Genomic DNA, 23924 nt, shown 5'->3' on the forward strand with positions numbered 1-23924 from the left:
GTGCTGGAGGTAAGAAGATGATAGCTAATAAACCATTCTCCTACGGGAAGATATTTGTCATTGGTAGTGGTTTCTTTGCACTAATGCTTATTTGGACGTTTTATAATGCCTATATGCCTCTTATTCTAGGTGATTACATCGAAAGTCGAGCAATTCGTGGTGCTATTATGGGGCTTGATAACTTACTTGCGGTTCTTTTAATCCCAATTATCGGTGCATGGTCTGATCGAATGAATACAAAAATCGGTAATAGGCTTCCTTTCTTAGTCATTGGAATGCCTTTAGCTGCGATCTTTTTTGTCATCATCCCTTATGGAGCAGCAGTTGCACTTTGGGTGCTTTTGGTTATTGATATCATTTTCCTACTTGCTATGACAATTTACAGAGCACCAATTATCGCTCTAATGCCTGATCATACTCCTTCAGAAAAACGTTCTACAGCAAACGGAATTATTAATTTTATGGGTGGCGTCGGGGCAATTATCGCTTTATTCGGTTTATCAACTCTTTACGGTATTGATCGTACCTATCCGTTTATAGTTGCAGGCCTACTACTTTTTTTAGCATTTCTTTTCCTTTATTTTACTGTTGATCGACACCCACCTTATGTGAGTAGTACGAAAGATGAATTAGAGGAAACGCAAGCTTCGAACTCTTTTTTTGAGGGACTTCGACAATTAAAGAAGCCTGAATTTAGAGGTCATTTATTTATTTTAATTGCGATTTTTGTGTACTTTATTGGCTATACCGGTGTAGAAGCACTGTTTACAGTTTATGCTGTTGAGCATCTAGAAATGGCAGAAAGTACGGCGGGATTTACATTAGGTTTTTTCAGCTTAGCTTTTGTTTTATTTGCCATTCCTGCTGGACTATTAGGTAGTAAACGAGGGAAAACCCCAATGATGTTAATCGGGTTAATTCTTTTACCGATGGTTTTTATTTGTATCCCTTTCTTGCCTATGATTGATGAGGTTTTTCCAAACATCAATGAGGTACTTTTGCTACAAATCGTTTTGTTTTTAGGTGGCTTGGCTTGGGCTTGTATTAATGTTCAAGCATACCCCTTAGTTGCAGACTTAGGTGGAAAAAGTAAAATTGGCTTTTTTACTGGCTTATATTATTTGTTTTCAATGGCCTCAGCTATCATTGCACCCGGAATATTAGGATTACTTATGGACGTATTCTCCCATCCTGCCCTCTTTTATGGTGCAGCAGTTAGCTTTGTCATCGCCTTTTATTTCCTAAAAAAAGGTAGTAACATTGTTACAAAGACGACACCTAAGGGAACTTAAATAAGTGAAGCAAGAAATAGGGGAGTTTTCCCTCCCCTATTCTAGCCTTCTTCTCCGTATAACTCTTGATATGCAGCTTCTGCAGCCTCTTCAGAAGAAAATAAAGCATCATCATCTTCAATTGTATGAAACGTTTCATGCAAAAAAAGAGCGACTTTATTAGGATCTTTTGGATGTTGAACAATTTCAGCTGGAACAATATTAGCTACTGTTGCGGTATGTGGATTATGATAGATCACGTGTACTTCATCCCCTGGCTTTACATCCTTTGGATCAATGGTATTCATTGTTTTCTCACCCTTTCATTATGACACTATGTGTATTTTTTACGCTAGAAGAGAAAAATATGTTAATTACTAAAAACAAATTCAAAGCGTGTTTGTTGACAGCTACAATAATTTTTGATTATACTAACGTTTGTATTTAGTATGTATAGCAACTAAAAAGCGAGGGGTCTTCTTGAAACTAACTTTCCATGATCACATAGGTATTAAAATTCATAAAACTGACTTGTTACTTACCGGCCTTATTAAGGCTAAGCTAGACCCGTATAACTTAGCACCTGAACAAAATCTTATCATGATGTTATTATGGGAAAAAGACGGTATTACTCAAAATCAGTTAGTAGAAAAATTGAATAAGGATAAAACGAATATAGCTAGGATGGCTTCAAACCTTGAGAAAAAGGGATTTATTAAACGAATTCCTTGTACTGACGACCGTCGTTCAGTTAAGCTTTACCTTACCCCGTGTGGTAGAGATCTCGAGAACCAAGTGACGCCTATCGCCGCAGAATTTAACCAGATCATTACTAATGGAATATCAAAAGAAGAACTTTTTGAACTTGAAAGATTACTTTCAATCATCAATGAGAATGTCCGAACTACCCTGTAGTTCTGGCCTACCCTACAAATGTTGCTACAACAACTAAACATCTAACCACTTGGTTGCTATAGCAACTGTTATCATAAACTATTGGAGGTTTTACCAGATGGCAAATGTATTATTTATCAAGGCAAATTCAAGACCGATTGAGCAGTCTGTTAGCGTTAAGCTATACTATTCTTTTCTAGAAAATTACCTGGCTGCAAATCCAGAAGATACAGTAACAGAACTTGATTTATTTAGAGAAAACCTACCCTATTACAATACTGACATGATTAACGGCATGTTTAAAGTATCTAAGGGAATTGAACTAACACCTTCAGAAGAAGAAGCAACCAACCTAGTCACAAAGTATTTAGATCAATTTCTTGCTGCAGATAAGGTCGTGTTTGCGTTCCCGTTATGGAATTTTACTGTACCAGCTGTTTTGCACACATATTTAGATTACTTGGCCCAAGCAGGCAAAACTTTCAGGTATACAGCAGAAGGTCCAGTTGGCTTGCTTAACGATAAGAAAGTTGTTCTTCTGAATGCACGAGGTGGCGTGTATTCGGAAGGACCGGCTCAGAGCGCTGAAATGGCCGTTAATTTCATTACGAACATGTTACACTTTTGGGGAGTTACCGATATTACAACGGTAATAATAGAAGGACACAATCAGTTTCCAGATCAATCTGAAGCAATTATTTCCGAAGGACTTGATAAAGCAGCCTCAATTGCGAAAAATTACTAAAATGAGAAAGGTACACAGGGAGGAAATAACCCTATGTACCTTTTTACTTTAAGGCTGTTTTCGCAAAGTTTGTTGCTTTAAAAATACTAAGAATTCACAACTAAGTTAGTAAGTATTGCTCTTTTCTTACATTTTATTGGCGGATAATTTATTCTAGGGTATTTTTCCGATTACTTTAGGGTGAAAAAACCACAATGTTTACGAAAAGAGCCTACTTTAAACATGGGAAATAAGGATACTTTAATGTTTGGACAACATTTTCGGGCTTAATAATACATCCATTTTTACTTTCTATCAATTTAACTTTATTGATACTGTCCCCGTTATAATAGATTGGTTGTTGTGTATGCTTCATAATAGTTTTCCTCCTCAAAATAGTTGAAATCCATTTATTAAAAATAGTCTAGTATTTTCAAGACTTGTCTTAGGGAAATTTATATGATATTTTGCTAGAATTCTTTTGCTAATAACGATATAGTAAAACTATACGATTACTGCAAAGAAAAGGAGTTCTCCATTGACTGAAACATTACTTATTAATTTCCTAATCTTCCTTTTACCCGTATTAGTTTATTTAATCGTTTTAGAGTACAAATATACCTTTCGAAATAAAAAAGTATTAATCTTACTTGGCTCTCTTTCAACGATATTGTGCATGAGCTACCCAATTACGCTTGAGCTTGGTTTCACCTTTGATTTACGTTATTTTCCCTTTATTATTGCTGCCTTGTATGGCGGATACAAAGTAAGCTTCCCTTTAATATTTGTCATCATCGTTTACCGTCTAATCGTTGGTGGAAATGGCGTAATTCAGTCGATTATCCTCTCGACAGCGATCTTTATGGTGGTACCGTTACTTCATAAAAAGTTTCTTACTCTTAATACCACGAAGAGAATTTGGTGTGCAGCGGGAGTAGCTTTTGGTATCATCTTTACCTTTCTAATTACGCTCACAAGATATTACGAAACGTTAAATACCGAATATTGGATCATCTCAATTAATTCTATTACGATTTATGTTGTAGGAATTGTAATTATTATCTGTTTAGTAGAGAAAATTATCTCAAACAGTCAATTGCGTGATAAATTGGTGACTACTGAACAGATGAACGTTATTAGTGAACTATCAGCAAGTATCTCTCACGAAATAAGAAATCCACTGACTGTTACAAGTGGCTTCCTCCAACTATTAAATAAATCTGAGTCGATAACTCCACAAGAAAAATGGTACATTGAGTTATCATTACAAGAATTAAATCGTGCTGAAAAAATTGTTAGTGATTTTCTTGCCTTTGGGAAGCCTCAGTCGGTAAATATGGTTCACTGTAACTTCAAAGATGAAACTGAATATGTAAAGAATATTATCACTCCGTATGCAAATCTTCATAAAGTGTCTGTTGAATTGAACTTTAGCAATACTCTATCTAAAACATATGATAAAAACCAAGTTCAACAGTGCTTACTAAATCTTTATAAAAATGCGATTGAAGCAATGAAAGACAATGGTGGGATTCTCTCAATTGATGTGTCAAGCCAAGATCATAATATCATTATTAAAATTAAAGATACTGGGATTGGAATGTCCAATGAGGAAATTTCGAGGCTAGGAAAACCTTACTATTCAACAAAACACGAAGGTACAGGACTTGGGATGTTGATGGTCTTTAGTACGATCAATAAACTAGATGGAAAAATAGAAGTGACTAGTCAGGTTGGAAAAGGGACAACATTCCTTATTACCATTCCGACCCCATAAAAAAAGTGCCCTATACTACCTTGTATAGGGTACTTTTTGTGATTAATGATGATTAATTTCTGCTCTTGCTCATTTAGTGTTTAAGTAATCCACTTAACTACCTGGTCCGTCTCTTTTCTTGTTTTAGGACGTGGGTCTTCCACACGGTAACCAAAAGCAACCATTACTGAAATATCTAAGTGCCCACCTTCTAGAAGTCCTTCTTGCTTAAATAGTTGATGTACAGCGTCATAATTAAAACCTTCAATTGGACAAGAGTCTATGCCGATTTGTGCGGCTGCTGTCATCATATTGGCGAGAGCTATATAGGTTTGTTTGCTTGCCCAATCAAACATGGTTCGCTCACTATCTAATAAATGAAGATCGTCCTCTTGAAATGCTTTATATCGTTCATGAATTCTAGGAATGATTTCTTCAGGAAAGCCTTTGACCTCCCTCAAGTGATCGTATATATAGTCAGAGTCATACTTGGTATCTAACATTGTCCTAGCTAAAATTGCCACAAAGTGACTGGCAGTCGGAAGTTGTCCTTGGGCCCCCCATGTCACTTCTTTTAACTTAGTTCTTAATTCTTCATTCTGAATGACGATAAACTTCCACGGCTCAATACCAATTGAACTTGGTGATAATCGGGCTGTCTCTAAGATAAATTGAAAATCATCCTCAGATATTTTTTTGTCTGGATCAAACTTCTTCGTTGCATGCCTAAATTGAAATGCTTCTAAAATCTGTTGCTTTTTCGTTTCTTTACTTTCCATAATACTTCCTTCCATACTACGGTATTTATTTACCTGCATATTCTTTCCATGCAGTTATGCCACCCTCTAAAACAGCAACATCAAAATTTTTAGCCGAGAGGATAGCTGCGCACTTGGTAGCTGAATTTCCAGTTGAACAAGTGACAATGATTTCCTTGCCTACTGGTAATTCCTCAATAGAGTCCTCATCAGATAAGTTAAAAATTATTGTTTTAGGAATATTTATTCCTTCTATATTTACATCCTCAATATGATATGTATTATATTTATCTTCCGCTCGTACATCCACTAAAAAAATACGCTCATCTTCGTTAAGTTTATCCATTAGTTCCTTTGGCGAAATTTTTTTTATCGACAATTATATCATCTCCTTTATATTTATTATCTAATACAAATAACCCCTTCACGTATAGCAATAAACACTTAAATTGGACCTTCATAGGAGTGATGCTATAATAAGCATAATTCGATTACCTAAATAAATATTTCGTGAGGTGTTTTTCTATGTATCAATTACTTAAAACGTTAACAGGGTTGCATGGTCCATGTGGGTTCGAACAACCTGTCACTACTTGGATTAGAGATACGTTAGAGAGTTTGGTTGATGAAGTACAAGTAGATCCACTTGGTAATGTCATAGCCCGAAAAAAGGGAGATAAACCTGGACCAAAAATAATTATTACTGCTCATATGGATGAAGTAGGCTTTATCGTAAAAAAAATAGAAAACAACGGCTTAATTCGGTTTGAAAAATTAGGTGGACATGATGATCGAATTTTGTTAGCTCAAAAAGTACAATTACGTACACGCTCTGGATTGTTAACCGGTGTTATTGGAACTATGTCGGCTCATTTCGTGAAGTTTGATGACGCTACAAAAGTTCGAAATCATCGCCAAATGTACATAGACGTGGGTGCTAGCAGCAAAGAAGAAGCAGAAAAACTAGGAGTTGAAATAGGTAATCCGATTACGTGGGCCCCAGTAATGGAGTATTTAGGTAACGACTCTACTGGAAAAATTGTTGGAAAAGGGTTTGATGACCGCGCAGGTTGTGCTGTTACCATCCAAACATTACAATAAATAGATAATATTTCCTTTAGCGGTGAAATCATCGCCATCTTTACTGTTCAAGAAGAGGTTGGCCTCCGTGGTGCCAAAGTGGCTGCTGAAAGAGTAGAGGCAGATGTTGCGATCGCGATCGACACAACGGCTGTTAGTGATACACCTGAGGAAACGATGGATCAAACCTTATTCTTAGGGCAAGGTACTGGAATTAAAATTATTGATTTTAGTTTAATTGCTCACCCAGCAGTGAAAGAAACATTAGTAGATCTGGCTAAAAAACATACAATTCCATTTCAGTTTGAAGTTTTCCCAGGTATTGGGACAGATGGCGGTGCAGTAAGTTTAGCAAACAAAGGTATACCTACTGGTGTTCTTTCGATTCCATCACGCTATGCCCACTCTCCTGTAGAGGTAATTGATTTGAAGGACTTAGAGGCAACTAAAAATTTATTAAAACAATTCATCTTATCGACAGAGAATTCTTCCTTTTCGTTTATCTAATAGGTTACTTCGCTAAGATGGTTGTTCTTCAAATTAAGCAGCATAGGCATTGCACTAAGTGAAAGTAAAGAATTTTATAATAAACGTAAATGGTCACATCGGAAACTTCCATGTGACCATTATGCATGATGGATATCAACTATTTACTCTTTCATTCCATCTAGCCAATCTCTATAACAGTCCTTACATAATTGTTTTTCTACATGCTCTCCTTGACTGAGAAAATGAGCATGATAAGAAATGTTACTTACCATTTCAGCCTGGCAATAAAAGCATTGATTTTCTGATGACGTCAACAATTCTCACCTCTTTCCTTATTACGTATTGTTTCCTAAAAAAGTTAAAAACCAAAATGTTTTACCAAAATAAAAAACTCTTTATCCTGTTGGATAGAGAGTTTTTTGATCAATCCTATCTTTTATAAAAAAATTTATAGCTCATATACAGCCTTATATTTTTGTTCTAAATACTCAACTAAATATTTAGGATTTAAGCCTTCACCTGTAATGTCCTGAATGATCTCTAGTGGTTTTTTCATTTTTCCATATTGATGAACGTTTTGAACAAGCCATTCCTTAATAGGCGTGAAATCTCCTGCTTCAAGTAATTCATCATAATTTGGAATTGCCTCGTTCATTTTGTTTTTGATTTGAGAAGCATAAATATAACCTAAGGCATATGAAGGGAAGTAACCGAGCGCTCCTCCAGACCAGTGTACGTCTTGTAGTACACCTTCTCCGTCATGAGATGGTCGAATTCCTAAGTACTCTTCCATTTTGTCATTCCAAATTTGCGGAAGGTCCTTTACTTCAATTTCTCCCGAAATCAATGCTTTTTCAATTTCATAACGTAAAATAATATGAAGAGAATACGTCATCTCATCAGCCTCAATACGGATTAACGAAGGTCCGGCTACATTAATTGCTTTGTAAAAATCATCTAGTGAAACATCATCAAATTGACCGTTTGAGTATTCTTTTAAGAGGCTATAGTTCTTTTTCCAAAAAGAATAATTTCGACCAACAAAGTTTTCACAGAAAAGGGATTGAGACTCGTGAATTCCCATCGATGTTCCGTCACACAAAGGGGTACCGATTAACTCTTCAGCTATGTTTTGTTCATAAAGAGCATGCCCACACTCATGAATGGTTCCGAAGATGGCTGTTCTGAAATCTTTCTCATCGTATTTTGTTGTAATCCTTACATCATTACGATTAATCGTTGCAGCAAAAGGGTGCACAGTCGTATCTAAACGACCAGCTTGAAAATCATATTGTAGTTGCTTTAGGATATCTAATGAAAAAGCGTTCTGCTTTTCTTTCGAGAAATGTTCAAATAAAAAGTCAGTTTTTGGTTGAGTTGGTGCTTCTGTTACAGCTTTCACTAGAGGAACTAATTTTTCTCTAAGCTCTCCAAAAACGCGATCAAGAACGTCAACTGTCACTCCTGGCTCATAATCATCTAACAAGGCATTGTATGGGTGACCTTCATAACCAATACGTTCTACATATTTACGTAAGTAGTCAACAATTTTCTCTAAGTACGGAGAAAAACCAACGAAGTCCGCATTTTCTTTTGCTTCTTCCCAAGCAGATTCTGCCTTTGATGTTAAGATGACAAATTCTTTATATTCATCTGCAGGTATTTTTTTGTTTTTATCATATTCCTTCTTCGTTACTTCTACCATCTTTTTTGTAATATCAGAAAGTTCTCCTTGCACTTCAGGTGCTGACAACGCTTCTAAATAGCCACCCATTTCCTCGGATACACTCATATTAAACACTTCAGATGATAATGTACCAATCGTTTCTGAACGCTGTTCAACACCTTTTTTTGGTGCTCCTGTTCGTAAATCCCAAAACATAAGAGAAATTGCTTCGCCGTAGCTAGACATTTTTTTCACTAAGCTTAGAAATGATTGTTCAATCTCTTTAATATTTTCTTGCATAAATGACACTCCCTTCTTTTCTCAAACTAACATATTCTTCATATGTATCTTTCTTTCCTTCTTAACGAGATTATTTTTTACTAAATGAAGCGATATCATTAACCCTTTTATTTGGCTGTTTTCGCAAAGTTTGTTGCTTTAAAAATACTAAGAATTCACAACTAATTTAGTTAGTATTGCTCTTTTCTTACCTAATTTATTGGCTGATATCTTCAATCTAGAGTATTTTTTCCGATTATTTTAGGGTAAAAAAGCAAATATTTACGAAAAGAACCTTTTATTTTGAGTTTCCTAACGGTTATGGTATAAACATAGTATTAAGAACGCAAAGGGGTTTTACAAATGGAATTTATAATTAGCGAAAAGGCTGCAAATTTATATAAACAAGAAATGGGCTTACAGAAAGGAGACTCTTTACGTTTGTACGTCCGTGTCGGTGGGTGTGGTTCAGGTGGTTTTTCAGTAGGAGTCACAAAGGATCAGCCATCACCTAAAGCTTTTGCGAGAACAGTAGACAGTATAAAATTCTTTGTTGAGGAAGAAGATTTTTGGTATTTAGATGGTATGACGATCGACTTTGATTTAGATCTAAACTTCCTAACGTTTGAAAATCCAAATATTAAAGATACTGATAACCCAAATTCATAACCTATACAAAAAAACACAAGGACACCTTCCTTGTGTTTTTTCTTTAACCACCAATGTGGGACATTTCAATCTTACGAATTTGTTTTTTGTCTGTATGATTAAGACGCTCTTCTGAATATCGGTCATGTCTTCCACTCCAAATAGCATCCATACGATCCATAACTTCCTCATCACTTGCACCTGAACGTAAAAGATCTCTAAGATCATGACCTTCAGAAGCAAACAAACAGGTAACAAGTTTTCCATCTGCACTTAACCTTGCTCTTGAACAAGTAGAACAGAATGCATCTGTGACAGAAGAAATAATACCAATTTCATTCTCGTTATCTTTAAAGCGAAATCTAGTAGCCACCTCACCCGTATAGTTAGGTTTCACTGGTTCAATTGGTATTTCTTTATTAATTCGGTCAAAAATTTCCTTTTTCGAAACTACTTGATCTAATTTCCAACCATTTGAATTTCCAACATCCATAAACTCAATAAAACGAAGAATGATGTTCGTATCTTTAAAATGACGGACCATTGGGATGATATCTTCATCATTCATCCCCCGTTGGACAACCATATTAAGTTTCACACCTAGACCCACAGCTTGAGCCGCTTCAATACCAGCAAACACTTGGTCTACACCAATATTTCTACCATTTATTTTACGAAAACGCTCATCATCTAAGCTATCCAAGCTAATCGTCACCCGGTTTAGACCTGCTTGTTTTAGGTCTTTTGCATGCTTGGCCAAAAGTGAGCCGTTCGTAGTCATGGCAATATCATTAATTCCCTTCACTTCAGAGAGCATTTCTATTAAACGAGTCAAATCTTTTCGTACAAGTGGTTCACCACCTGTAATACGTAATTTTTTTATACCTGCAGCTTCTACAAATAAAGTAGCTAACCTGGTAATCTCTTCAAAGGTTAACACTTCGTTTCTTGGTAGAAACATAAAATCTTTATCAAATATTTCTGCTGGCATACAATAGCTGCAACGAAAATTACAACGATCTGTAACGGATATTCTCAAATCACGAAGCGGGCGTCCTAATTTATCAAGTAAACGCTTTTTTTCCATTTGAATTATTCCCCCTTTTCCTTCGTAATACTTTTCTCTATATACTGGTAAGAAATGCCACTACTCTATTTCCCCATAGAATAGTAGCATATAGTTAATAGTCCAATTATATCACACAGGGGGGCTTTTGTAACTAAAGGTGTACCTGTTATTTCAATCATCTATTAGAAATATCAACCTCTGCAGGAAGAATGGATCTTACCTCTTCAAAGAGCTGTTCATTCTTACTCAGTTGTTCGTCAACAATCGCGATAATCCCTCGATCACTACTTGTTCTAATTAATCTCCCAATCCCTTGTCTCAATCTAAGGAGCATGTATGGTAAATCAACTTCTTGATATGGATCATGAGCATTTTTCCTTTTCCCATTAAAGACAGGGTCGTTCGGAGGAAAAGGTAATGACCAAATAATAACACTAGATAGCGATGGTCCTGGGATATCTAACCCCTCCCATAAATGGATGGCACATAAGCAAGTTTGCTCTTCATGTTGGAAGGTATGAACAATGCTGCTTAGTTCTTGATCGCCTTCAAATAAGAATTTATACCCAGCTAATTCGTTGTTTGTCTTAGATAAATGTCTAAAGGTCTCGAGTTCATCTTCGTTGTTAAATAACAAAAGCGACCTACCTTCAGTTTCTTTTAAAACCTCAATAACAGTTTGCAGCTTTTCTTTCTCAGAATCTCTTGGTATTAGAACCCTCATATTATCTTTGTAATTAAAAGGTGACTGAACAGTAAACGAAAGATAATTTTTAATTCCTAGGCTTCCAGAAATATAGCCAAAGTCATTGTTAGTTGATAAGGTAGCTGATGAAAAAATAATAGGTAGTTTCTTTGAAAAGACTTTTTCTTGCAGAACATCTTCTACAAGATTAGGCATAATCACAAGTGTCGTTACACCTTCAACTTTTGTTACCCATGTAATCACATTACTTTTTTCAGCTAAGAGTGACAAGGAGTATTGTAGCATTTCTAAGTGCTCCTCAACGATCTTCAGTTGGTAATCCTCAATCGTATACAATTCACTTTCAAAGACTAGGGCATCTTCAAGAGCTGATAGTAACTTTTTAAACTGCTTAATTTCTGAAATGAGTTGTGGTGAAATTTGTAACTCTCTCCGTAGAGAGCCTTTCACCTCTGTCGTTCCTTTTTCAATTTCTTGAAACATATAAAGGCTATGTGAAATGATCTCATCCACTAAGACAGCAGCTTCCTCACGAACGTCATTGGCAAGTAATCTTTCCAAAATCTCTTCTAACAAATCATGACGAACATGATATGCCAATGCCTTTTGTGCAGCAAATTCTAATAAGTGGCCTTCATCAAAAATAATACTACTAGCTTCTGGCAAAAACGGTAATTGTCCTTTACGCTTTCTAGACTCCTCTGTCCAAATATGCTCCATATAAAAGTCCTGTGAACAGATAATTAAATCCCCTGCTTTTCTGTAATGCTCCCTAGTTAGAGTCATTCCACAGCGGTGTCGCTTTTCACAAACAGAACAGTCTTGAAAAGCATCCCAATTCATTTTTCTCCATGTCTCATTATTTAGATCTGGATAGGTTTTTCGATCGCCGTAGAAATGGAACTGTTGCATTGGCGCATTATTGTATACGAAAGCTGGTATCGTCTCAGAAACATCTTCATAAACTTCCGTATGGTCTTCGTCTTCACGTAATTTCTCTAATTTTTGGACACATAAGTATTGCTCCTGAGCTTTCGCTAACCTTACATCAATATTTAAATTTAATACTTTTGATAATTTAGCAATGTCACCTTCAGGTTTAACAAGCTGTTCAATTAGTGCCTCATCAGCACAGGCAATAATTGCAGGCTTACCAATGTACCGTGCATAACAAATTGCGTATAAAAGATATGCAATCGTCTTACCAGTCCCTACTCCTGCTTCGGCAAATATGACTTTCTTTTCTGCAAATGCCCGTTCAAGTTGAAACGCCATAAAAATTTGTTCATCACGAATTTCAAATCCTGCTTCAGGCAGAATATCGTAAAAAACATCGCCTACCCAATCTCCGAGCTGGCTGATAAAAGATTTTGTCCGATCATATGTAAAAGGTAACTTCTCAAACGATTGCATAACTTCCCCCTGAAATAAATGTAAAATAGTAAATGTAGAACAATCCCGAGTTTACTAAACGTTCGTGACTACATTATTTCCTAACATTCAATAATATGATTAAAATCTTGATTTTGTCAATTAAAATGGATAAAGAAAGAAGGTGTGCCTTCTCAGACACACCCTTTTAGATATTTTTACTCTTTTGCTTCAGTTAGCTGGTGGTCTAATCTTTCAATTAGCTCAGAAGAAAATTCAAAGAACTCTTCATCAACCCCTGTTGCGTGCGAGAGCGCATCTGCGTATTGCTTCTTAGCTTGAGAGAGAGCATCAGTTGCAGACTTAAGTTGATCTTCATCCATACTCATCGTCGCTTGACCTACCATTCTTTGTGCAGCTTTTATAGCCATTTCTACTTGGCGAATATCGTTAAACGGTTCAGACATCGTACATCCCACCTTTACATTTTTCCCTGATAGGATGCACAAATTACAACGGTTTTATGCAAGATTACTTTTCAGTTAATTTTAAGAATTCATCCACATCAGCTGCAGCTAGATCTACTGCCTCTTGCCAGAACTCTGGTTTAGTTAAGTCAACATGTAAATGCTTCATTGCTAAATCTTCTACGCGCATTCTTCCTGTATCACGGAGTAGGTTAATGTACTTTTCCTCAAATCCTTCTCCCTCTTTAAGGGCAAGCGCATAAATCCCCATGCTAAATAGGTAACCAAACGTATACGGGAAGTTATAAAAAGGAACTCCTGTGATATAAAAATGTAATTTAGATGCCCAGAAGTGAGGATGATACTCACCTAAGGAATTGTTAAAGGCCTCTTTTTGGGCTTCTTCCATTAGATCGTTTAAGCGCGTTACACTGACTAAACCATTTTTACGCTCTTCATAAAATCTTGTTTCAAATAGGAACCGTGAATGGATGTTCATAAAAAATGCTACACTACGGCTAATTTTATCTTCTAATAATGTTAAATGTTCTTCTTTCGTTGTCGCATTTTTAACTGTAGCATCGGCAACAACCATCTCTGCAAAAGTAGAAGCTGTTTCAGCGACATTCATCGCATAGCCTTGTGCTAGATATGGAAGATCATTCATCACGTGCTGGTGGAACGCATGCCCTAATTCGTGAGCTAGCGTAGAGACATTAGATGCAGTACCAGCATATGTCATGAAGATACGTGATTCCTTGCTTAACGGGAAGCTAGTACAGAAACCACCGGGACGTTTTCCAGCGCGGCTTTCTGCTTCAATCCAACTTTTCGCAAACGCTTCTTTTGTGAATTCAGCCATTTTAGGTGTTAGTTGTTCGAACTGATTTACAATGATGTCAGCGGCTTCGTCATAACTTACTTCAGGAACATCTTTTGAGAGCGGTGCAAACACATCGTGCCAGCTTAGCTTTTCTATTCCAAGTAACTCTGCTTTTCTATCCAAGAACTGAACAAATTTAGGCTTGTTTTCAGTGATTGTATTCCACATGGCATCTAGCGTTTCTTGGGTCATTCTGTTTATTTCAAGTGGCTCTTTTAATACTTGCTCCCAGCCTCTTTCACCATAAACCTGTAAACGATAGCCAGCTAAATGATTTAATGCATCTGAGCAAAGATCAGCTTCGTTCGCCCAAGCTTCTTCCCATTTTTGAGAAACGTGCTCACGAAGTTCACGATTCCCACTACTCATCTTATTTGCCGCTTGCCCAACCGAAAGCTCTTCCACCTTGCCATCTTCTTCTACAGCAATTTTCATACGACCAACAATCGTATCATACAGTTGACCCCAAGCGTGGTAGCCATCAACTGCTAATTTTTGAATTAATGTTTCTTCACGTGGTGACAACTTCTCTTTCGCTCGTAAACGTCTTTCTAAAAGAGGATGTGTTACCTCCGTAAATACATCTTGCGCAATAAATGTTGCCCACTGTTCTTCAGGCATATTTAATAGTTGATCATCAATATTTGTTAAAATAGCTTCAAGAATAGTCCTAGTTTGACTTACAGTTCCTAAAAGCTGTTTAGCTTTGGCATCCTTGACATTTTGTGCACTTAAGCAACTTAAAAACGCACCTGCTTGTCTAGAACGCTTTGCTAATTCTTGCACCTCTAAAATCCAAGTTGTTACTTCTTCTACCGAAGCTTCATTTCCATGTATTTGATCATGAAGCTGCTTTAAATCTTTCTCCATCGTTTCTAAAAAAGCTTGGAATTCAGATGATTCACTACCGCCTGGGAAAATTGAGTCTAAATCCCACACTTGACTTAATTTCGTTGCCATATGTAACACCCCTATTCGAATATTTGTATGTATACAATCATAATTGTAACAAATAATCAGAAATCATGAAAGTTTAGACCCCCGAAACTTCTTATAAAAAAATGCAGAATGAACAAATCTGCAGCAACCCACCACACCATTGTCCATTCCACATTCTTAATTCCACACATTCTTCAATCATAATTCTACATTCTACATTAATTTCTCGGAGGTCTTGGCCCAAAGTATTGATAAAAATCGGTTTTTATATTTCCATTATATAATTTGCGTTTTTTAGAGGCCTTTTTGCCATATAGCTCTTCAAAGCCTTCATTCGAAGTTAACATGTACACAGACCAAGTATCAAGTTTCGCAAATGCTTGACCCATTTCTCGATACATTTGCTCAACTTCTTTGATTTCACCGATACGCTCGCCATACGGTGGATTACCAACAATGCAACCATACTCTAATTTCGTAGAAATATCCTTTACCTGCATTTGTTTAAATTGGAGCATGTCACCAAACCCGGCTTCTTGAGCATTATTAATTGATAAGTCAACCATCTTATGGTCAATATCAGTACCGATAATCTGTAGAGGTTGATCGTAATTTGCTTTATCTTCAGCTTCTTCCATCGCTAAATCCCAATTTTCTCTCCCAATCCAATCCCATTTTTGAGAAACAAAATCGCGATTAAAGCCAGGTGCAATGTTTTGCCCAATCATCGCTGCTTCAATAGGAAGTGTTCCTGAACCGCAAAAAGGATCCCAAAAAGGACGGTCTGGTTGCCAATTTGTAAGCATAATCATCGCTGCAGCCATTGTTTCCTTCAATGGTGCTTCACTATGTAAATAACGATATCCTCTTTTATGTAGACCACTTCCACTTGTATCAATTGTTAGGGTTGCAACGTCTTTTAATAAAGCAACTTCAATTCGGAAAAATGGACCATCTTCATCAAACCAAGCTCGCTTATACGTCTTTTTTAAACTTTCTACAACAGCCTTCTTTACAATTGCTTGACAGTCTGACACACTAAACAATGTAGATTTGACTGATTTTCCAATCACCGGGAATTCCCCGTTCTCTGGTATCCATTGTCCCCAAGGGAGTGCCTTCGTTTTTTCAAAAAGCTCATCAAACGTTGTCGCTTTAAATTCTCCAACGACTAGCTTAACTCTGTCAGCAGTTCTTAACCACAAATTTGTACGGCAAATTGCTTTTTCATCGGCCTCAATAATTACCTTCCCATTTTCCACCTGAACGTTTTCATAACCTAAGTCCTTTACTTCACGCGCAACAAGTGCTTCAAGTCCCATAGCAGCTGTTGCAATTAATTTTACTTTTCCCATAAACAATTCCTCTTTCGGTTAAATTTGCTCTTACTATTATAGATTTAACTATGTTGAATGTAAAATATCAGTGTAAATCTTTGTTGACGAAAGCACAAATAAAAAACTCTACATCATTGTGTAGAGTTCTCATTATTAAAGAAATATTTTAGCTATAAGCGTTCGATAAGCCATGTTTTGTTCCTTTGTACTGCAAACGGCTATTCACCTCGTACTAGGGTGGTAATCATCTATCTACAGGAAGTTGCTTCCTGTCCTTCTCTTGGTTCAATTCCCTCAAGAAGGTTCCCCTACCAAATTTGGGTTTCTCGCTCGTGGGGTTTACCTCGTTCCACTCTACTCGTTTCCGAGTAGACTCCGTCACTGTGGCACTTTCAAGGTATTAACACCATATCTAAAAGACTTAGGTGCGTTCCCTGCCGTTAGCTCAGTCGAAACCGAACTACCCTAGCTTATGACTTCGCTAGGCACGAACACTACGGTCATCGCAGACCGTGCGAGCATGGACTTTCCTCAACATCGTAAAGATGCAGCAATTACCTGAACGCCTAATGGCTGTCGTCATGACGACAAAATTAAGTATACCACTATTGTTCAGCAAAACCAACTGGTAATTATTTCTTATTCAACTGTATTGCCTTCTTGGCAAGTTGATCAGCATTTACGTTGTTCTTACCAGGTATCCACTTAATAAAGAATAAGTCGAATTTGTCTATATAAGGCAGTGCTTTTGTCATGAGACTGGAAAAAGGCTCACGTTTGGCATAGCGTTTTTCAACTGTATCCTCCACGATCTTTGAATCAGTACGAAACGACACGATTGTATAGTTTCTTTCGGTACAAATTTCTAAAGCCTTGATTAATGCCCAGAACTCTGCTTCATGGCTAGTCATTTCTCCTAGAGGAAACGAAAAACTTTCTACTGTCCCATTTGCTTTTATAAATATACCCGCACCAGCCAAACCAGGGTTACCAGTACTCGCACCATCGATGTATACTTCAATCAATGTTCATACCCCTTAATCAAAAAGTTTACTACCGAAGACATGTTTTTCTAAGTTAGATAAGCGTTTTAAGATGTCATAGTTCGTGTTACCAGCTATTGGGGTTTGGCGCGTTTGCTGTTGTGAAAGCTTGTCAGCTTCTAGCTTAAGTCGGGCATTTTCACTTTCTAATGTTTCAATTCTCTTTTGATACATTTCATAATCTTTTATAACTATATCTAAAAATTTATCAACTTCGTCTTGATTATAACCTTTCAAGCTAGTCTTAAATTCTTTTTCTAATATTTCCTTAGGAGTTAGATGTGAAATCCTTTTTTCAACCATGCTCAGATCACCTCAATCATTTATATAAGATCTCATCAAAGTACATATTACCAAAATCACTTTCTAGAAAATTGTTAATGATATGATTATACACCAAGATTTTCTAGAATTAAATTGTAAACATGATTTATTACTTTTTAGCTTTACCATTCTAACATTTCATCTTGATAGGCGAGTTCTATTTCATCAGGAAAAATATAAAATATCTGGTAATTAGAACTTTCACTACGTGCCTTTGCATACGTTAGATAATAACTTGGTGAACCTGGTTTGTCATCGTCATAAATAACTAAAAGAGCATCACTCTTCTCAATAATAAATTGGTTTTTTAATTTTAGTTGACCAGGATTTTCGTAATCTCTCTTTGTAATACTATCGACAAAATCAGCTTGTTGTAAAACTTGGCTGTATTGCTCTTTTCTTAATTCGTTCCAGTTACTCTCTTGATTATAAAAAGGCGTCAAAACTGCGAGTTTCACTTGCGGGTACTCATGCTTTAATTGAAGAACTACTTCAGCAGCCCACAGTTCAACCCCTAACTGCCCACTAATTACTACCCACTCTAAACCATCCTCTATTAGAGAAATAAGTCTTTTTCTTAAAACCTTTTTTATGTATTTAATACCTGTATGCTTTTCATCAAAAATCCCTAACTCGTGAGATTTGTAACCAGTCACTGCTACAACTTTTATCATATTTAACACCTTCAGTCATTCGATTTCTAAAGATAAAGGGGTAGGCATAATCATTATGCCATACCCCTTAGTAGTCATTCAATTAAAAGAAGCGACGACGTGGTGCAACTCCAGCCCCTGCTGCTCCAAAGCCAGCGCCTGGCGCTCCGAAGCCAGCGCCTGGTGCTCCGAAGCCAGCTCCTGCTACACCTGGTCCTGGTGCAGGCATTACTGGTCCTGGAGGGCACATAAATTGTTGGTTTGCAACCTGATCAACTTGAGATACAGTTTGCGGGAAGTTATGATAGTGTTTGTATAAATGTTTGTTCATAACAGTTGTATGAGTAGGGTGCACCTCTGGTACGATATACTCACAGCAATTATAAACTACATTTTGTTTAGTTGGGTGAATACGTGGTGGTAATACAACTGGTCTTGTTCCTGGTCCATAGAACATGTTTGGTTCCTCCTTTTTTTTCTTGGTACAATAACAACCTATGAAAGAAGGACCGCAGATGTACTAGTGTATTCACCTATTTTCAGCAGAAGCTTATGAAATTCCGCTCATTACAAGAAAAGTTACTCCAATCATCACGAAAAACATAATTAATATATATAAAGCCATTTATTATCTCCCCGATATATAATAATATAATATTGTCCTCGTATATTTTAGTTAGAAAATAAAGCAAAAACAACAGGAAATTTTATGTATATTTCATTAGACTTTCGGTCTTGTGATTTTTTTCTAACTATTTCTACAAATTACTCGCTTGATTTCTAGAAAACCAGAGCAAAAAAGCCCGAATTAACGCTGTTTTTGCGCTTACCCAGGAAATATAGCTCCCTGTTTATTTGTCACGAAAAATGGGAAGAGTTATGTTGTTATAACAAATGAAAGGTGGAAAGAAACATGGTAAAAATTAATGTAGTTGACTATCAGATTATTGAAGGTGAAGAAGGTAAGAAACTTGTACATGTTCTCGAAGATAATGGTGTCGATATCTTACATCGTTGCGGTGGGAATGCTAAATGCACATCCTGTCGTGTAGAGGTAATTGAAGGAGATTTCGGCCCTAAATCAGAACAAGAACAGCAAACATTAGCAAATAAGGGGTTCACCGACGAAAACCTTCGTTTATCCTGTCAAATTCGTGTCAATGGTGACGCTACGGTAAAACCTGTGATGACGAAAACAAACTCTAACTTAGAACCAGGACCAAGACCGGTTGAGTAATTTTTTTCAAAGCATAATGAAAGAAGAGGTAGCATTTGTGGCTACCTCTTTTTGTGTTCTAATTAACGCTTTGTTAGTGATTGAGGAATTTTATCTAGTAGTTTGGGTTAGAACCTGGGATTAACATAATAAATCAAGAGCGTGGTCGAATTTGCCGTGGTCAGCATCGGAAAGTGGCTTATTAGTAAGAAAAAAATAAGAATAATCTTAAAAAATTGGTTCATGTCGCGCTCCATCTATGTTGATACTGTCGTTTTCATGTATATCTGAAGGAATTTTCAGTCCAACTAATGGGTGAAAATCAGTTTACAGTCCAAAATGAGAGATTTACAGTCCAAAATGAAATTTTATAATCCAAACTGAGTAGTTTACAGTCCAAACTGAGTAACTTACGGTCCAAACCAAGATTAGCGACCTGGTATGTAAATAACTAGTAAATCCAATTACTACTATTCCGCCTAATTAGCGACTCTATATCCTCAGCACCGCAACTCCTCTCGCACTCTTTACTATCACATTTCGGTTAATATCAACATGCTAGCAATTTCTATCTCGCAGATAGCACCAACAAACCAACACAAAAAAGCGAAAGATGACGTTGGTCTCTTTCGCTTTTTTACTCTCACTAAATTAGATACTTACGTAACGTTTCAAATTCCTCTTCTAAAGAAGATTGTTCACCCTGATCGAATAGCGCTTCAAAACGTCGTAGTTCGTTAATTATCGCTACCTTTAATTGCACTTTTAATTCATCTTCAACAGAAACAAAGCTTTCTTCAAATGCTTGAATATAGCGTTCAGAGCTATCTTTGATTAAGAAACTAGATTTTTCTACGCCATCAGCTACTAATACTTCTTTCAAGTTTTTTACCATTCCATTTTCAAAGAAGTCCTTTTTAGATTTAATAAACGATAGATAGTTCCCCGTCTCAATTTTGATATGAAGATCATCTAAATCTACTTGAATTGGATCCATTGAAAGTTCTTGATTTACATATAAGAATGGTAATTCTTTTTGTAATAGTGTTGCTTCGTCGGCCAACCATTTCTTTGCTCTTTCCTTTATCGCTTCTTCCATACGAATGACTGTTGCTTCAAGTTCTTGCTTTAAGAAATATTCTCCTAAGCCCCGCCATTCCTTTATTTGAGCCACTAGTTGTTCTTGAAGTTCTTTTTTACTGTTTCCAGTAATAACAGACACATTAATCGCTGTGCCGAAGTAGTCACTCAGAACGTAACGCATTCGCTCGCGAAGATATAACACTAGTTGTTCAAATTCATGCAATACGTCACGAACAGCATATGTGAGCGAAGCATTTTCTACCTTAAGGGTTTGCTCCTGCACAATAATCTTAAGCTCTTCGTGTTTCTTTTGCTTTGTTGTGGTTTCTTCTTTCATAAATAAAAGGCTGTCGTTAGCTTTATTTACGAACTGTTTTAACTCGCTCGTGATCATTGTTAAGCTAAGCTGCTTTAACTCTAAAATTGTATAGTCATAAAAGGCTCTTTCAAATTTTGAAAATGTAGTTTCAATTCCTAAATTTTCTTTCTTAGCCTTCAGACCCTCTTTACTTGATAGATGGTACAGACGAGGTTCCTGAATACCATTTCTTAGTAATTGGTCATGAACATGCTTACGAACACCGTGCAATTCACCTTCACTACCAGCCAAGTCTGCCGCATTAATGACAAAATATAATTTATCATGCTGGAAGCTTTCGTTCACTTTGGCCATTTGCTGTAAGAAATATTGGTCTGCTTTGGAAAACGCATGATTATAATACGTTAGATAGAAGATGGCGTCAGAAGACCTCATTTGTTGAAACGCCACGTTCGTATGTCGACCGTGGATAGAGTTAACTCCCGGTGTATCGACAAGAACAATCCCTTTTTTGGTAATTGGTGCATCGTAGTATATAAATACTTTTTCGATTAAGCAAGCTTTACTTTCATCAGCAACTAGTCCCTGTAAGTCATCAACCGAAACGCTCCGCTCCGAACCTAACTTCCAATCAGTTCCTGCTAAACTTTCTTTAATGGTTAAAAGGTACTCCGCATAGGTTTTTTGCCAACTAGAGATAAACACTTTCATATTCGGTGTCCATGATGAAATCGTCTCTAGTGAGAGTTTCACATCTAATTGTTCTGAAACAGATTGGATTTCGGCTTCTAAGCTCTGTCTAGACTTAACATAAACGACAACCGTGCCATGTGGATATTGTTCAGTTGCTTGTTGAACAGTACTAACTGTCGCTGTTGTTGGATTAGGTGATACAGGTAATACAGGTGCGCCTAGGAGTGCATTGGCAAAACTAGACTTTCCAGCACTAAACGCGCCAAATAATGATATGATAAACGTCTGTTTCTCATAACGTTCAATTCGATCCAGCAATTGATTTCGTTCCTGCGCTAAGATGGTCGTTGTCTGATGCTTGTATAATGCTTTCTTAACGTTAGACAACCAATGAAGAGTGTCTTCTTCGGAGAAATCAATGTTCCTAACTTCTCTTTCCGTCATTTCTTCAGCTTCAATCACACTCTCTTGAGCTAAGATTACATTTGTAAAAGCTGCTTTTTTCTCTTCAGGGTACGTTCCTTCCATCGCTTTTAGGATTTGATCCTGAAAATGTCGGTCTAGTGGAAATTGCTTAAGAATGTCTTGGACATCCTCTATTAGCGCACCGTACTCGTTTTCCACACGATTGATTTTTTCACTGTATTGCTTAATTTCCTTGAACCTATCCAACCGCTTTTCCAGGTTCCTAATTTCTATTTGTATAAACTCTTTTATCCCTTGAATCCACAATTGCTGTAATGCTCTTGTTTTTTCTCTGAATTCCCTCACAATACTACTAGTGATTTCTCCAGTAAACGTGTACACATATTCCCTACTTGAATGATTTGTTAGGACTCGAGATTTCAAGTACTCCCCAGTCACTTCAAAAGATAAGTTTCCATAAGCTTCTTCAAATTCTTTTGCATTACTTAACTGCGTTCGATCGACCTTTTGAAAATAGCTTTGAATATGGAAGATCAGCTGAGATTTAATTTTATCTTGAAGTTCCGACGTTAATTTTTCTAAACGTCTTTCTTGCTCTTCAATCGTTTTCTTTTTCGCAAATAGAAGACCAACTTTAAAATCTGGTTGAAGACTCTCAATCCAATCGCGTGCTTTATCTGTTGTCGTCGCAGGAAAAAGCGTCACATTTTTAAATAGCTTTCCAAGCTCGAGATCAAAATGTTCCCAATATTTTTCCTCGTAGTTCGTTAAGTCATGTAATTGCTCAGATAATTCTTGCTCTTCATGTAGCTGTTCTGTTTGGAAGCCTTTTTCTTTCATTTCAGTGAGTAATTCACTAACACTATCTAACTTCTCTTCTTGAAGACGGTTTTCAACTGCATGGTAAAACCCGTGTTCTAACCTTAATTGAGTACTTTCACTTAACTGTTTACTCTGATAAAGCAAAGATTTTAATTGCTTTTCAAAGATAGGAAACTGGTTTAATGAGTGGCTTTGGTTTTTCATCGACGTAAAATAAAGGCCCATATACTTAATTCCCCAATTACCAAAAACATCTTCCATAGACCTCTTAAACATTGAAAAAGGAATTTCTTCTTCGTTATGTTTATCAATTTGGTTTACGACAATATAAATAAGCTTCTTTTCCAGGGATAATTGTTTTAAAAAATATAAATTTGTCTCTGATTGCACATGATTATAATCCATCACATAGACAATTGCATCCGTCGTATAAAGCTGTTCAACAGTGACAGCCTCATGTGTTTCATCTGTTGAGTCAACACCTGGTGTATCTAGTATACAGCTATGATCACCTAAAAACGGGAGCGGCGCTGTTATCGTCATTTTCGATATCGCATGCCCATTCATTCCCCATTCTCTCACTTTGTTCCAAGGGATTTCGCCATGCCATACTTTTGGTTCCTCTTCCTTTGAGTGAACGGTTAAACCTTGAATGCCATTTTTTATTTCAATGATATTGGCACTCGTAGGTATTGGGCTTGTTGGCAGTACTTCCGCTCCTAGTAATGTATTTAGGATTGTTGATTTGCCAGCGGAAAAATGTCCACAAAAAGCCACTTCAAACGTTGATGTCTGTTCTTTCTCACGGAGCTTTACTAATCGGTGTTCTTCTTCACTCGTAAAAGGGAACGCTCCCTCAAGGGTTAACTGTAATTTTTCTTTGATCACTTTATATGCACCATCCTTACCTCTTCTACTATAGCGAATTTTCGAAAAAATGAGAAGAAAGAAAAGCGGTAAAATCATATTTATCTTTTCCTCCAAGCAATGGAGGTATGATAAAAATGA

The 23924-nt window shown here is 36.7% G+C and carries 22 protein-coding genes, 1 other RNA gene and 1 pseudogene; 7 read left to right on the forward strand and 17 right to left on the reverse strand.

Annotation, left to right across the window (positions count from 1 at the left end; all coding sequences use genetic code 11):
- Positions 1-17 precede the first annotated feature (17 nt).
- A complete protein-coding gene (locus DS745_RS15555) occupies positions 18-1292 on the forward strand; it encodes an MFS transporter (protein WP_129079162.1) in 1275 nt (424 codons plus the stop codon).
- 41 nt (positions 1293-1333) lie between these two features.
- On the opposite strand, the gene DS745_RS15560 is transcribed toward DS745_RS15555, so the two are convergent.
- The gene (locus DS745_RS15560) at positions 1334-1579 is read right to left on the reverse strand and encodes a transcriptional regulator SplA domain-containing protein (RefSeq protein ID WP_129079163.1); all 246 of its coding nucleotides are present in this window, start codon (positions 1577-1579) and stop codon (positions 1334-1336) included.
- Between the two features lie 172 nt (positions 1580-1751).
- Here DS745_RS15560 and DS745_RS15565 point away from each other — a divergent pair, with 172 nt between their 5' ends.
- Together DS745_RS15565 and DS745_RS15570 are read left to right on the forward strand one after the other, a co-directional pair.
- A complete protein-coding gene (locus DS745_RS15565) occupies positions 1752-2186 on the forward strand; it encodes a MarR family winged helix-turn-helix transcriptional regulator (RefSeq protein WP_129079164.1) in 435 nt (144 codons plus the stop codon).
- A gap of 97 nt (positions 2187-2283) precedes the next feature.
- A complete protein-coding gene (locus DS745_RS15570; RefSeq protein ID WP_129079165.1) occupies positions 2284-2910 on the forward strand; it encodes an FMN-dependent NADH-azoreductase in 627 nt (208 codons plus the stop codon).
- 211 nt (positions 2911-3121) lie between these two features.
- Here the strand turns inward: DS745_RS15570 and DS745_RS24635 are convergent, their stop codons facing one another.
- Positions 3122-3265, reverse strand: a complete 144-nt coding sequence (locus DS745_RS24635; RefSeq protein ID WP_161568283.1) for a hypothetical protein — start codon at positions 3263-3265, stop codon at positions 3122-3124.
- A gap of 162 nt (positions 3266-3427) precedes the next feature.
- Here DS745_RS24635 and DS745_RS15575 point away from each other — a divergent pair, with 162 nt between their 5' ends.
- On the forward strand, positions 3428-4666 hold the full coding sequence (locus DS745_RS15575) for an ATP-binding protein (protein ID WP_129079166.1): 1239 nt from the start codon (positions 3428-3430) through the stop codon (positions 4664-4666).
- 80 nt (positions 4667-4746) lie between these two features.
- Here the strand turns inward: DS745_RS15575 and DS745_RS15580 are convergent, their stop codons facing one another.
- Complete coding sequence (locus DS745_RS15580; RefSeq protein ID WP_129079167.1) at positions 4747-5424, reverse strand: NAD(P)H-dependent oxidoreductase; 678 nt, start codon at positions 5422-5424, stop codon at positions 4747-4749.
- Between the two features lie 25 nt (positions 5425-5449).
- Complete coding sequence (locus DS745_RS15585) at positions 5450-5782, reverse strand: rhodanese-like domain-containing protein (protein WP_129079168.1); 333 nt, start codon at positions 5780-5782, stop codon at positions 5450-5452.
- A gap of 146 nt (positions 5783-5928) precedes the next feature.
- Between DS745_RS15585 and DS745_RS15590 the strand changes: the two are divergent.
- Positions 5929-6990, forward strand: a pseudogene (locus tag DS745_RS15590) (M42 family metallopeptidase).
- A gap of 143 nt (positions 6991-7133) precedes the next feature.
- Here the strand turns inward: DS745_RS15590 and DS745_RS24640 are convergent.
- A complete protein-coding gene (locus tag DS745_RS24640; protein WP_161568284.1) occupies positions 7134-7286 on the reverse strand; it encodes a hypothetical protein in 153 nt (50 codons plus the stop codon).
- 134 nt (positions 7287-7420) lie between these two features.
- Complete coding sequence (locus tag DS745_RS15595; protein ID WP_129079169.1) at positions 7421-8938, reverse strand: carboxypeptidase M32; 1518 nt, start codon at positions 8936-8938, stop codon at positions 7421-7423.
- A gap of 342 nt (positions 8939-9280) precedes the next feature.
- On the opposite strand from DS745_RS15595, the gene DS745_RS15600 reads away from it, so the two are divergent.
- Positions 9281-9586, forward strand: coding sequence for a HesB/YadR/YfhF family protein (locus tag DS745_RS15600; RefSeq protein WP_129079170.1), 306 nt, complete (start codon positions 9281-9283; stop codon positions 9584-9586).
- Between the two features lie 43 nt (positions 9587-9629).
- Here the strand turns inward: DS745_RS15600 and moaA are convergent, their stop codons facing one another.
- The 10 genes from moaA to DS745_RS15650 all read right to left on the reverse strand — a co-directional run bounded on the left by moaA (position 9630) and on the right by DS745_RS15650 (position 18814).
- Complete coding sequence (gene moaA / locus DS745_RS15605) at positions 9630-10652, reverse strand: GTP 3',8-cyclase MoaA (protein ID WP_129079171.1); 1023 nt, start codon at positions 10650-10652, stop codon at positions 9630-9632.
- Positions 10653-10809: 157 nt separating this feature from the next.
- Positions 10810-12753 (reverse strand): ATP-dependent DNA helicase, encoded by a 1944-nt coding sequence (locus DS745_RS15610; RefSeq protein WP_129079172.1) that lies wholly within the window; start codon positions 12751-12753, stop codon positions 10810-10812.
- A 176-nt stretch (positions 12754-12929) separates the two neighbouring features.
- Positions 12930-13178, reverse strand: coding sequence for a DUF2564 family protein (locus DS745_RS15615; RefSeq protein WP_129079173.1), 249 nt, complete (start codon positions 13176-13178; stop codon positions 12930-12932).
- A 64-nt stretch (positions 13179-13242) separates the two neighbouring features.
- Positions 13243-15021, reverse strand: coding sequence for a M3 family oligoendopeptidase (locus tag DS745_RS15620; RefSeq protein WP_129079174.1), 1779 nt, complete (start codon positions 15019-15021; stop codon positions 13243-13245).
- A gap of 197 nt (positions 15022-15218) precedes the next feature.
- Entirely contained in the window at positions 15219-16355 is a 1137-nt protein-coding gene (locus tag DS745_RS15625; RefSeq protein ID WP_129079175.1) for a THUMP domain-containing class I SAM-dependent RNA methyltransferase, read from the reverse strand.
- 161 nt (positions 16356-16516) lie between these two features.
- Positions 16517-16903, reverse strand: an RNA gene (gene rnpB / locus DS745_RS15630) — RNase P RNA component class B.
- A 66-nt stretch (positions 16904-16969) separates the two neighbouring features.
- Positions 16970-17362, reverse strand: coding sequence for a reverse transcriptase-like protein (locus DS745_RS15635; RefSeq protein WP_129079176.1), 393 nt, complete (start codon positions 17360-17362; stop codon positions 16970-16972).
- Between the two features lie 12 nt (positions 17363-17374).
- Positions 17375-17683 (reverse strand): cell division regulator GpsB, encoded by a 309-nt coding sequence (gene gpsB, locus DS745_RS15640; protein ID WP_129079177.1) that lies wholly within the window; start codon positions 17681-17683, stop codon positions 17375-17377.
- Between the two features lie 143 nt (positions 17684-17826).
- Positions 17827-18375 carry an SLOG family protein gene (locus DS745_RS15645; protein WP_129080052.1) on the reverse strand — a complete coding sequence of 183 codons (549 nt, stop codon included), beginning with the start codon at positions 18373-18375 and terminating at the stop codon, positions 17827-17829.
- 85 nt (positions 18376-18460) lie between these two features.
- Positions 18461-18814: a spore coat protein gene (locus tag DS745_RS15650; RefSeq protein ID WP_129079178.1), complete on the reverse strand. Its 354-nt coding sequence runs from the start codon at positions 18812-18814 to the stop codon at positions 18461-18463.
- A gap of 456 nt (positions 18815-19270) precedes the next feature.
- On the opposite strand from DS745_RS15650, the gene DS745_RS15655 reads away from it, so the two are divergent.
- Complete coding sequence (locus tag DS745_RS15655; RefSeq protein ID WP_129079179.1) at positions 19271-19594, forward strand: 2Fe-2S iron-sulfur cluster-binding protein; 324 nt, start codon at positions 19271-19273, stop codon at positions 19592-19594.
- A 625-nt stretch (positions 19595-20219) separates the two neighbouring features.
- Here the strand turns inward: DS745_RS15655 and DS745_RS15660 are convergent.
- Positions 20220-23882: a dynamin family protein gene (locus DS745_RS15660; protein WP_129079180.1), complete on the reverse strand. Its 3663-nt coding sequence runs from the start codon at positions 23880-23882 to the stop codon at positions 20220-20222.
- Positions 23883-23924 lie beyond the last annotated feature (42 nt).

Origin of the sequence: Anaerobacillus alkaliphilus (genome assembly GCF_004116265.1) — a bacterium.
In the GTDB taxonomy this organism is placed as follows: Bacteria; Bacillota; Bacilli; order Bacillales; family Anaerobacillaceae; genus Anaerobacillus; species Anaerobacillus alkaliphilus.

Bases quoted from the DNA above. Each gene is read 5' to 3' on its own strand.
- DS745_RS15555 (WP_129079162.1), top strand. From the start codon at position 18: ATGATAGCTAATAAACCATTCTCCTACGGGAAGATATTTGTCATTGGT.
- DS745_RS15560 (WP_129079163.1), bottom strand. From the start codon at position 1,579: ATGAATACCATTGATCCAAAGGATGTAAAGCCAGGGGATGAAGTACAC.
- DS745_RS15570 (WP_129079165.1), top strand. From the start codon at position 2,284: ATGGCAAATGTATTATTTATCAAGGCAAATTCAAGACCGATTGAGCAG.
- DS745_RS24635 (WP_161568283.1), bottom strand. From the start codon at position 3,265: ATGAAGCATACACAACAACCAATCTATTATAACGGGGACAGTATCAAT.
- DS745_RS15580 (WP_129079167.1), bottom strand. From the start codon at position 5,424: ATGGAAAGTAAAGAAACGAAAAAGCAACAGATTTTAGAAGCATTTCAA.
- DS745_RS15595 (WP_129079169.1), bottom strand. From the start codon at position 8,938: ATGCAAGAAAATATTAAAGAGATTGAACAATCATTTCTAAGCTTAGTG.
- DS745_RS15600 (WP_129079170.1), top strand. From the start codon at position 9,281: ATGGAATTTATAATTAGCGAAAAGGCTGCAAATTTATATAAACAAGAA.
- moaA (WP_129079171.1), bottom strand. From the start codon at position 10,652: ATGGAAAAAAAGCGTTTACTTGATAAATTAGGACGCCCGCTTCGTGAT.
- DS745_RS15610 (WP_129079172.1), bottom strand. From the start codon at position 12,753: ATGCAATCGTTTGAGAAGTTACCTTTTACATATGATCGGACAAAATCT.
- DS745_RS15615 (WP_129079173.1), bottom strand. From the start codon at position 13,178: ATGTCTGAACCGTTTAACGATATTCGCCAAGTAGAAATGGCTATAAAA.
- DS745_RS15620 (WP_129079174.1), bottom strand. From the start codon at position 15,021: ATGGCAACGAAATTAAGTCAAGTGTGGGATTTAGACTCAATTTTCCCA.
- DS745_RS15625 (WP_129079175.1), bottom strand. From the start codon at position 16,355: ATGGGAAAAGTAAAATTAATTGCAACAGCTGCTATGGGACTTGAAGCA.
- gpsB (WP_129079177.1), bottom strand. From the start codon at position 17,683: ATGGTTGAAAAAAGGATTTCACATCTAACTCCTAAGGAAATATTAGAA.
- DS745_RS15650 (WP_129079178.1), bottom strand. From the start codon at position 18,814: ATGTTCTATGGACCAGGAACAAGACCAGTTGTATTACCACCACGTATT.
- DS745_RS15655 (WP_129079179.1), top strand. From the start codon at position 19,271: ATGGTAAAAATTAATGTAGTTGACTATCAGATTATTGAAGGTGAAGAA.
- DS745_RS15660 (WP_129079180.1), bottom strand. From the start codon at position 23,882: ATGATTTTACCGCTTTTCTTTCTTCTCATTTTTTCGAAAATTCGCTAT.